A 9704-nucleotide genomic window follows, 5' to 3' on the forward strand; every position below is an offset into this window, starting at 1 on the left:
GCAGTCCCACGTAGGTGAAACTGGTTAGCAAGAGCTTGGTGTTTTGCATCGGTGGGCGACTTCCACTATCTTGGCTGGGACAACGTAAACCCCGATCATACCTGCATTAAGAGAAGCTGCGAAGCAGCGTCTGCGAGAAAGCTGACCATGGTTGAAAATAGCGAACTACGCAAAGCTGGACTTAAAGTGACCCTGCCACGGGTCAAGATCCTTCAAATGCTCGATTCTGCAGAGCAGCGCCACATGAGCGCGGAAGACGTCTACAAGGCGCTTATGGAGGCCAATGAAGACGTCGGTCTGGCGACGGTTTACCGTGTTTTGACTCAGTTCGAAGCAGCCGGGTTGGTGGTTCGCCACAACTTCGACGGCGGTCACGCCGTATTCGAACTGGCGGACGGAGGCCACCACGACCATATGGTCAACGTGGATTCCGGTGAAGTGATCGAATTTTTTCACAAAGGAATCGAAGAGCTTCAGAAACAGATCGTTGCCGAACACGGCTTCGAGCTGGTGGACCACAATCTGGTGCTCTACGTACGGAAGAAAAAGGCGTAAGTCTTTTTTTGAAACAAAACAAAGGCGACCTTCGGGTCGCCTTTGTTTTGTGTTGTTTGAGGTTGAATGGGCTGACACAGGATTGTGCTGTCGTCCGGGAGTGTGAGTCGGCCACTGTCAAGACTTCGCGGCAACCACCATCTTCTTTGCATGGGCCAGCGACTCTTTCGTCAGGTCGATCCCGCCCAGCATCCTCGCCACTTCTTCAACGCGCTCATTTTTCGTCAGCTTGGCCACTGCTGTGCGCGTCGCATCGCTCTCGCGCACTTTGTGCACGAACAAATGCTGATGCCCTTGGGCAGCCACTTGCGGCAAATGGGTCACGGTCATGACCTGACCACGCTCGCCGAGCCTGCGCAAGAGTTGGCCGACAATTTCCGCTGTAGGTCCACCGATACCCACGTCCACTTCGTCGAACACCAGTGTCGGTATGCGCGAGGTTTGCGCGGTGATCACCTGAATCGCCAGGCTGATCCGCGACAGCTCACCGCCTGATGCCACTTTGGCCAGTGCTTTGAGCGGTTGACCGGGGTTGGCGCTGACCAGCAGTTCCACCTGCTCCAATCCATTGGGAGACAGCTCTTTATCTGTGTTCTGGCGCAGCTCGATATTGAAGCGCCCACCGGGCATGCCCAGCCGCTGGATCTCCTGCTCCACGGCCAAGGCCAGATCCGGGGCTGAGCGGTGGCGCAGGTCGCTCAGTTCACGTGCCTTTTCCTGATAATGGCGGGCGTATGCGCCCAGCTCATGCTCAAGGCGTTCGACGGCTTCGTCATTGGCGTTGAGTGTTTCAATCTCGTCCAGCAGCTTTTGATGCAGTGCCGGGACTTCGCTTGGCTGTACGCGGTGCTTGCGGGCCAGTGTGTAAATGGTGTCCAGGCGTTCTTCAATCTGTTGCAGGCGCGCGGGGTCGGCTTCGAAGCGATCAAGAAAGCGATTGATCTCGCCAACGGCTTCTTCAACCTGAATCTGAGCGCTAGAAAGCAGGTTCGTCGCTTCATTCAAGGCGTCGGGCGAGTTATTCACGCTGGTCAACCGGTTGAGGCTGGCGGTCAGCGCATTCAGCGCGTTGCCTGAGTCGCTCTCGCTGCACAGCTCGACCACTTGTCGACAAATACCCAGTAGGCTTTCGGCGTTGGTCAGTGTGGTGTGTTCCTGTTCGAGCTGTTCCAACTCGTTTTCGCCCAGGCTCAACCCTTCGAGTTCTTCGAGCTGATAGCTGAGCAGTTGATGCTTGGCGCGCTGCTCGTCCCCGGAATTGGCGAGTCGCTCCAGTTCCTGACGTGTTTGCCGCCAGCGCTGGGCGGCCAGTTGAACCTGGCGCGCCAACTCGGTCGCGCCTGCGTATTCGTCGAGCAACCGACGATGGGTATCGGTCTTCAGGAGTGACTGGTGCTCGTGCTGGCTGTGTATATCGATCAGCAATTCACCCAGCGCTTTCAGGTCGCCCTGAGGGCAGGGCGTCCCGTTTATATAAGCGCGCGAGCGGCCTTCTGCCGTGATCACTCGGCGCAGAATGCACGGCCCATCTGTTTCCATATCGCGTTCGGCCAGCCAGTTGCGGGCTTCGGGGATGTCGGACACATCGAACGTTGCAAGGATATCTGCCTTGTCGGCACCCGGCCGCACGACACCGCTGTCGGCTCGATCGCCCAGAGTCAGGCCCAGGGCGTCGAGCATGATCGATTTGCCCGCGCCGGTCTCACCGGTAATTACGCTCATGCCTCGATCCAGTTCCAGATCGAGATGCTCAACGATGGCGTAGTTGTGTATGGACAGGTGCACCAGCATGCGGGCGGCTCCCAAGCGAATGGTCTGGTTATTTATACAGTGTTTTGCGTTGGGCTGACAATGCCCGTCCTTAGCTCGATTTGGCAGGTCTCGAACAGTTTTTAGCACTGAAACAGCGTTTTTGCGCCGCGTTTACAGCTGTCCGGCCATGTCGGAATATTTGTGGGGTTATTCGCCTGATCCTGCATGTCGCCCCCTTGAAGCCAAAAATTGCGGCCCCATATAGGCGGGCAGAAGCGTGAGTTGAGCTCACGGACGTTATTAGGAGGAGAAAACAATGGCTGACGAACAGAACCCGGATACGCAAGCTCAGGATCAGGCTGCAGAGGCGGCGACTTCCGGAGAGGATTTGGCAACCCGCGTGCAAGTGCTGGAAGAGCAACTGGCTGCTGCACAGGACCAGTCCCTGCGTGTCGCTGCGGATCTGCAAAACGTCCGCCGCCGCGCCGAGCAGGACGTAGAGAAAGCCCACAAGTTCGCGCTGGAGAAGTTCGCAGGCGACCTGCTGCCGATCGTCGACAGCCTGGAGCGGGGTCTGGACCTGTCCAACCCGGACGATGAAAGCATCCGTCCGATGCGTGAAGGCATCGAGCTGACGCTGAAAATGTTCAACGACACCCTCAAGCGTTATCAGCTGGAAGCCATCGATCCGCATGGTCAGCCGTTCAATGCCGAGCACCATCAGGCCATGGCAATGCAGGAAAGTGCAGACGTCGAGCCGAACAGCGTGCTCAAAGTGTTCCAGAAAGGTTATCAGCTCAACGGTCGTCTACTGCGCCCGGCCATGGTTGTGGTCAGCAAGGCACCGTCGCCTGTTGCACCGTCGATTGACGAGCAGGCTTGAAATCAGTTGAGTGAGCCCCATCTAAGGGCCATGGTTTAAAGAATTACCGCAATTTGTAAACGCAGTTGCGGCAACCCAATTAAAGTTTCGGGAGAGTCAAACATGGGCAAGATTATCGGTATCGACCTGGGGACCACCAACTCCTGCGTCTCGGTGCTTGAAAACGGCGTCGCCAAGGTCATCGAAAACGCCGAAGGCGCGCGTACCACTCCGTCGATCATCGCTTACGCGAACGACGGCGAAATTCTGGTAGGCCAGTCCGCCAAGCGCCAGGCTGTTACCAACCCGCACAACACCCTGTACGCGGTGAAGCGTTTGATCGGCCGTCGTTTCGAAGAGAACGTCGTACAGAAAGACATCGAGCTGGTGCCTTATAAAATCGTCAAGGCCGACAACGGCGACGCGTGGGTTGAAGCCAGCGGCAAGAAAATGGCACCTCCGCAAATTTCTGCGGAAGTCCTGAAAAAGATGAAGAAGACCGCCGAAGACTACCTCGGCGAAGCGGTCACCGAAGCGGTGATTACCGTTCCGGCCTACTTCAACGACAGCCAGCGCCAGGCCACCAAGGACGCCGGTCGCATCGCCGGTCTGGACGTCAAACGTATCATCAACGAACCGACCGCAGCCGCTCTGGCCTACGGCATGGACAAAGCCAAAGGCGACCACACTGTCATCGTTTATGACCTGGGTGGCGGTACTTTCGACGTTTCGGTCATCGAAATTGCCGAAGTCGATGGCGAGCACCAGTTCGAAGTGTTGGCCACCAACGGCGACACCTTCCTGGGTGGTGAGGACTTTGACATTCGTCTGATCGACTACCTCGTTGACGAATTCAAGAAAGAAAGCGGCATGAACCTCAAAGGTGACCCGCTGGCGATGCAGCGTCTGAAAGAAGCTGCTGAAAAAGCCAAGATCGAGCTGTCTTCCAGCCAGCAGACCGATGTGAACCTGCCGTACATCACTGCAGACGCCACCGGTCCAAAGCACCTGAACGTGAAGATTTCCCGTGCCAAGCTGGAGTCGCTGGTTGAAGACCTGGTGCAGCGCACCATCGAACCTTGCCGCATCGCACTGAAAGACGCCGGTATCGATGTTGGCGCGATCAACGACGTGATCCTGGTCGGTGGTCAGACCCGTATGCCGCTGGTTCAGAAAACCGTGACTGACTTCTTCGGTAAAGAAGCCCGTAAAGACGTCAATCCTGACGAAGCCGTTGCCATGGGTGCTGCGATTCAAGGCGCCGTTCTGGCCGGTGACGTGAAAGACGTTCTGCTGCTCGACGTCAGCCCGCTGACCCTGGGTATTGAAACCATGGGTGGCGTCATGACTGCGCTGATCGAGAAAAACACCACGATTCCGACCAAGAAATCGCAAGTGTTCTCGACTGCCGATGACAACCAGAGTGCCGTGACCATTCACGTGCTGCAAGGTGAGCGTAAGCAGGCTGCGTCCAACAAGTCGCTGGGCAAGTTTGACTTGGCCGAGATTCCACCAGCGCCACGCGGCGTGCCTCAGATCGAAGTGACCTTCGACATCGATGCCAACGGTATTCTGCACGTTGGCGCGAAGGACAAGGCGACTGGCAAGACTCAGTCGATCGTGATCAAGGCCAACTCCGGTCTGTCGGACGAAGAAATCCAACAGATGATTCGTGACGCTGAAGCGAACTCGGAAGAAGATCGCAAGTTCGAAGAGCTGGCTGCTGCCCGTAACCAGGGTGACGCGCTGGTTCACTCGACTCGCAAGATGGTCGCTGACGCGGGTGACAAAGTCACTGCTGAAGAGAAAACCGCGATCGAAGCCGCTGTCGTTGCGCTGGAAACTGCCGTAAAAGGCGACGACAAGGCTGCCATCGACGCGAAAGTCGAAGAACTGTCGAAAGTCTCCGCTCCAGTGGCGCAGAAGATGTACGCCGAGCAGGCCGAAAAGCCTGAAGCGGGCGCACAGGCTGCCCAGGAAGAACACAAGGCTGACGACGTTGTCGACGCTGAGTTCGAAGAAGTGAAAGATCACAAGTAAGCGCAGGTTTACTTGATCGCCGGTTGACCCCTTTTGAGTGGCCGCTGGTAGGATGTCGCCGCGCGGGGGCTTGCTCCCGCGTTGGTGTGTCTGGAATACGCAAAATTTCCGGGCTCGTGAATTTGTTTTGCGGGCTTTGCGGCAAAGTCGGGGTGCTCCTGCAAACCGGCTTGTTCTGCCGCTTTACTCGGTCGATAGAAGGCCGTTGAACCAAAGACCAGGATCGTTGAATTGACGTGAGTTGGGTCCGGGCCTGAAAGGGGCTCAACGAGTTCGGCACGCTCAGGAGCGTGGTGCCGGACGTCCTCAAGAGTGCATAAAACTTATGTCAAAACGTGACTATTACGAAGTATTAGGAGTGGAGCGCGGCTCCAGTGAGGCGGACTTAAAAAAGGCGTACCGTCGTCTCGCGATGAAATATCACCCTGACCGCAACCCGGGCGACAAGGCCTCGGAAGATGCGTTCAAGGAAGCCAACGAGGCTTATGAGGTGCTGTCCGACGCCAGCAAACGTGCGGCCTACGATCAGTATGGCCATGCCGCGACGGATCAGGGCATGGGCGGCGGTGGAGGTTTTGGCGGTGGCGCGAACTTCTCCGACATTTTTGGCGACGTGTTTAGCGATTTCTTCGGAGGCGGTCGTGCAGGTGGCGGTGGTCGCGGCGGCGCTCAGCGTGGTAGCGATCTGCGTTACACCCTTGAGCTGAACCTCGAAGAAGCGGTGCGGGGCACTACAGTCAGCATTCGCGTGCCGACATTGGTTAATTGCAAACCATGTGACGGCAGCGGCGCCAAGAAAGGCTCTTCTCCGGTTACGTGCCCAACCTGCGGTGGTATCGGTCAGGTTCGGATGCAGCAGGGCTTTTTCTCTGTTCAGCAGACCTGTCCGCGTTGCCACGGCAACGGCAAGATCATTTCCGATCCTTGCGATTCCTGCCATGGCGAAGGCCGGGTCGAAGAGTACAAGACGTTGTCGGTCAAGGTTCCGGCAGGCGTGGACACTGGCGACCGTATTCGTCTTTCCGGCGAAGGTGAGGCGGGTGTGCAGGGTGGGCCGACGGGCGACCTGTACGTTGTGATCAACGTGCGTGAACACGACATCTTCCAGCGCGATGGCAAGCATCTGTATTGCGAAGTGCCGATCAGCTTCACCGACGCCGCATTGGGCGGCGAGCTGGAGGTGCCGACGCTGGATGGTCGCGTCAAATTGAAGATTCCGGAAGGCACCCAGACTGGCAAACAGTTCCGTTTGCGCGGCAAGGGCGTTGCGCCGGTGCGTGGCGGTGGGCCGGGCGATCTGATGTGCCGTGTCGCAGTGGAAACCCCGGTTAATCTCAGCCGTCGTCAACGCGAGTTGCTCGAAGAGTTGCGTTCGTCGCTGGAGGGCGACAGTTCGCATTCGCCTAAAGCCAGTGGCTGGTTCGAAGGCGTGAAGCGTTTCTTCGGCGACCTCTAAGGAGCACTGCATGCGACGTATTGCTGTGATGGGCGCTGCCGGGCGCATGGGCAAAAATCTGATCGAGGCCGTGCAATTGCGCGCGCCTCAGGCGGGGTTGACGGCGGCGATCGTTCGGCCGGGTAGCACCATGATCGGTGCCGATGCGGGTGAGTTGGCCTCTCTGGGTCGGATTGGCGTGCAACTGACGGGTAATCTCGAACAGGTGCTGGACGAGTTCGATGTGTTGATCGACTTCACCCTGCCGGACGTGATGCTGAAAAATCTCGCGTTCTGTCGCAAGGCTGGCAAAGCCATGGTAATTGGCACGACGGGCTTGAATGCCGAGCAGAAGCAGACGCTGCTTGAGGCGGGCAAGGAGATTCCAATCGTCTTCGCCTCCAATTTCAGTGTTGGTGTGAACCTGTCGTTCAAACTGCTGCATCTGGCGGCGCGAGTGATGGGTGACGATGCTGATATCGAAATCATCGAGGCGCATCACCGCAACAAGGTCGATGCACCTTCGGGGACTGCGGTCAGCATGGGTGAAGTGGTAGCCAAGGCGCTGGGTCGTGACTTGAACAAAGTTGCCGTCTACGGTCGTGAAGGCCATACCGGCGTGCGCGAGCGCGAGACCATCGGCTTTGCAACCGTTCGCGGCGGTGACGTGGTGGGTGATCACACCGTGCTGTTCGCTGCTGAAGGTGAGCGCCTGGAAATCACTCACAAGGCCTCAAGTCGCATGACCTTCGCCAAAGGTGCGGTGCGTGCAGCGCTGTGGCTCGATGGCAAAGAAGCCGGTCTATACGACATGCAGGATGTGCTGGATTTGCATTGATCTGCCTTGTTTCGATCTGGTCGATTCACGCAACGAATCAGCAACAATGAAGGCAGGAGAGGGGTTTTCCCTGTATCCTGCCCGCAGTTTTGAACCGCTAAGCGATGTCCTGTCGCATTCTCCAGCCTTAAAGGCGTTTTAGCGGTGGATTAAAAAAGCCCTTTTCTGTAAGCTACAGCTTTAGTGTGTCCACTAAAAGCGCGCAGATAATTCGATGAAAAAAAGCGGGGTGACGTGTCAATACGTCATTCCGCTTTTTTACAACCTGCGATCGCCCTTTCAGGCTTTATTACGGGAGGTCTTCTTGACTAAGCCAGCCATACTCGCCCTTGCTGATGGCAGCATTTTTCGCGGCGAAGCCATTGGAGCCGACGGTCAAACCGTTGGTGAGGTCGTGTTCAACACCGCAATGACCGGCTATCAGGAAATCCTTACCGATCCTTCCTATGCCCAGCAAATCGTTACCCTGACTTACCCGCACATCGGCAATACCGGCACCACGCCGGAAGACGCCGAGTCCGACCGCGTGTGGTCGGCAGGTCTGGTGATTCGTGACCTGCCACTGGTAGCGAGCAACTGGCGTAACAAGATGTCCCTGGCTGACTACCTGAAGGCCAACAACGTCGTTGCCATCGCGGGTATCGACACTCGTCGTCTGACCCGCATCCTGCGCGAAAAAGGGGCGCAGGATGGTTGCATCATGGCCGGCGACAACATTTCCGAAGAAGCCGCCATCGCGGCAGCGCGGGGCTTCCCAGGCCTGAAGGGCATGGATTTGGCGAAAGTCGTCAGCACCCAGGAAAGCTACGAGTGGCGCTCCAGTGTCTGGAGCCTGCAGACTGACAGCCATCCTGAGATCGCAGCCTCCGATCTGCCATACAACGTGGTTGCGTACGACTACGGCGTTAAAACCAACATTCTGCGCATGCTGGTCGAGCGCGGCTGCCGCGTGACCGTGGTGCCTGCTCAAACACCCGCGAGCGATGTGCTGGCGCTGAATCCCGATGGCGTGTTCCTGTCCAACGGCCCAGGCGATCCTGAGCCTTGCGACTACGCTATTCAGGCCATCAAGGATGTGCTGGAAACCGACATCCCTGTCTTCGGTATCTGCCTGGGTCACCAACTGCTGGCTCTGGCCTCCGGTGCCAAGACTGTCAAGATGGGCCATGGCCACCACGGTGCCAACCATCCGGTTCAGGATCTGGACACCGGGGTCGTCATGATCACCAGCCAGAACCATGGTTTTGCAGTAGACGAAGCCACCCTGCCGAGCAACGTCCGCGCGATCCACAAATCGCTGTTCGACGGCACCCTGCAAGGTATCGAGCGCACCGACAAGGACGCCTTCAGCTTCCAGGGCCACCCTGAAGCGAGCCCGGGCCCTAACGACGTCGCGCCGCTATTTGATCGCTTTATCACAGCCATGGCCAAGCGTCGCTAAGCGGCTGACTTGCGACTGTAGCGAGCAGGTGGCTGCGGCAGCCGGATTCATCCGACAGCCTGCCCGGCCACCTCAGAGAATGTTCAAGACGGCTTGCCGACTGACACAGGATTCGAGTGACAACCCATGCCAAAACGTACAGACATTAAAAGCATCCTGATTCTTGGCGCTGGCCCGATCGTGATCGGCCAGGCCTGCGAATTCGACTACTCCGGCGCCCAAGCCTGTAAGGCCCTGCGCGAGGAGGGCTACCGCGTCATTCTGGTGAACTCCAACCCGGCCACCATCATGACCGACCCGGCCATGGCCGACGCCACTTACATCGAACCGATCAAGTGGGCGACCGTTGCCAAGATCATCGAGAAAGAGCGTCCAGACGCACTGCTGCCGACCATGGGCGGCCAGACCGCGTTGAATTGCGCATTGGACCTTGAGCGAGAAGGCGTTCTGGAGAAGTTCGGCGTCGAGATGATCGGTGCTAACGCCGACACCATCGACAAGGCTGAAGACCGCTCCCGTTTCGACAAGGCCATGAAAGCCATCGGTCTGGAGTGCCCGCGCTCGGGTATCGCCCACACCATGGAAGAGGCCAACGCCGTTCTCGAAAAACTGGGCTTCCCGTGCATCATCCGTCCGTCCTTCACCATGGGCGGTACTGGTGGTGGCATCGCTTACAACCGTGAAGAATTCGAAGAAATCTGCGCCCGTGGTCTGGACCTGTCGCCGACCAAAGAGCTGCTGATCGACGAATCCCTGATCGGCTGGAAAGAATATGAAATGG

Annotated in this window: 7 protein-coding genes and 1 pseudogene; 7 read left to right on the forward strand and 1 reads right to left on the reverse strand. The window is 57.7% G+C overall.

Annotation, left to right across the window (positions count from 1 at the left end):
- The first annotated feature begins 147 nt into the window (after positions 1-147).
- Positions 148-555 (forward strand): ferric iron uptake transcriptional regulator, encoded by a 408-nt coding sequence (fur, locus tag ACI2KB_RS25310; protein WP_108237931.1) that lies wholly within the window; start codon positions 148-150, stop codon positions 553-555.
- 117 nt (positions 556-672) lie between these two features.
- Here the strand turns inward: fur and recN are convergent, their stop codons facing one another.
- Positions 673-2346, reverse strand: a complete 1674-nt coding sequence (recN, locus tag ACI2KB_RS25315) for a DNA repair protein RecN (protein WP_404639158.1) — start codon at positions 2344-2346, stop codon at positions 673-675.
- A gap of 277 nt (positions 2347-2623) precedes the next feature.
- Between recN and grpE the strand changes: the two genes are divergently transcribed.
- The 6 genes and pseudogenes from grpE to carB form a co-directional block, all read left to right on the forward strand.
- Complete coding sequence (grpE, locus tag ACI2KB_RS25320; RefSeq protein WP_404639160.1) at positions 2624-3190, forward strand: nucleotide exchange factor GrpE; 567 nt, start codon at positions 2624-2626, stop codon at positions 3188-3190.
- Between the two features lie 102 nt (positions 3191-3292).
- Positions 3293-5209: a molecular chaperone DnaK gene (gene dnaK, locus ACI2KB_RS25325; protein WP_404639161.1), complete on the forward strand. Its 1917-nt coding sequence runs from the start codon at positions 3293-3295 to the stop codon at positions 5207-5209.
- 325 nt (positions 5210-5534) lie between these two features.
- Positions 5535-6665, forward strand: coding sequence for a molecular chaperone DnaJ (gene dnaJ / locus ACI2KB_RS25330; RefSeq protein ID WP_404639163.1), 1131 nt, complete (start codon positions 5535-5537; stop codon positions 6663-6665).
- Between the two features lie 10 nt (positions 6666-6675).
- Positions 6676-7482: a 4-hydroxy-tetrahydrodipicolinate reductase gene (dapB, locus tag ACI2KB_RS25335; RefSeq protein ID WP_404639165.1), complete on the forward strand. Its 807-nt coding sequence runs from the start codon at positions 6676-6678 to the stop codon at positions 7480-7482.
- A gap of 304 nt (positions 7483-7786) precedes the next feature.
- Positions 7787-8923 (forward strand): glutamine-hydrolyzing carbamoyl-phosphate synthase small subunit, encoded by a 1137-nt coding sequence (gene carA / locus ACI2KB_RS25340; protein WP_404639167.1) that lies wholly within the window; start codon positions 7787-7789, stop codon positions 8921-8923.
- A gap of 183 nt (positions 8924-9106) precedes the next feature.
- Positions 9107-9704: pseudogene (carB, locus tag ACI2KB_RS25345) on the forward strand (carbamoyl phosphate synthase large subunit); the annotation flags it as partial.

The sequence above is a fragment of the Pseudomonas sp. NPDC088444 genome, from assembly GCF_044900175.1.
GTDB lineage: Bacteria > Pseudomonadota > Gammaproteobacteria > Pseudomonadales > Pseudomonadaceae > Aquipseudomonas.

Excerpts from the sequence above, each read along its gene's own strand:
- fur (WP_108237931.1), top strand. The coding sequence starts at position 148 with ATGGTTGAAAATAGCGAACTACGCAAAGCTGGACTTAAAGTGACCCTG.
- grpE (WP_404639160.1), top strand. The coding sequence starts at position 2,624 with ATGGCTGACGAACAGAACCCGGATACGCAAGCTCAGGATCAGGCTGCA.
- dnaJ (WP_404639163.1), top strand. The coding sequence starts at position 5,535 with ATGTCAAAACGTGACTATTACGAAGTATTAGGAGTGGAGCGCGGCTCC.
- dapB (WP_404639165.1), top strand. The coding sequence starts at position 6,676 with ATGCGACGTATTGCTGTGATGGGCGCTGCCGGGCGCATGGGCAAAAAT.
- recN (WP_404639158.1), bottom strand. The coding sequence starts at position 2,346 with ATGCTGGTGCACCTGTCCATACACAACTACGCCATCGTTGAGCATCTC.
- dnaK (WP_404639161.1), top strand. The coding sequence starts at position 3,293 with ATGGGCAAGATTATCGGTATCGACCTGGGGACCACCAACTCCTGCGTC.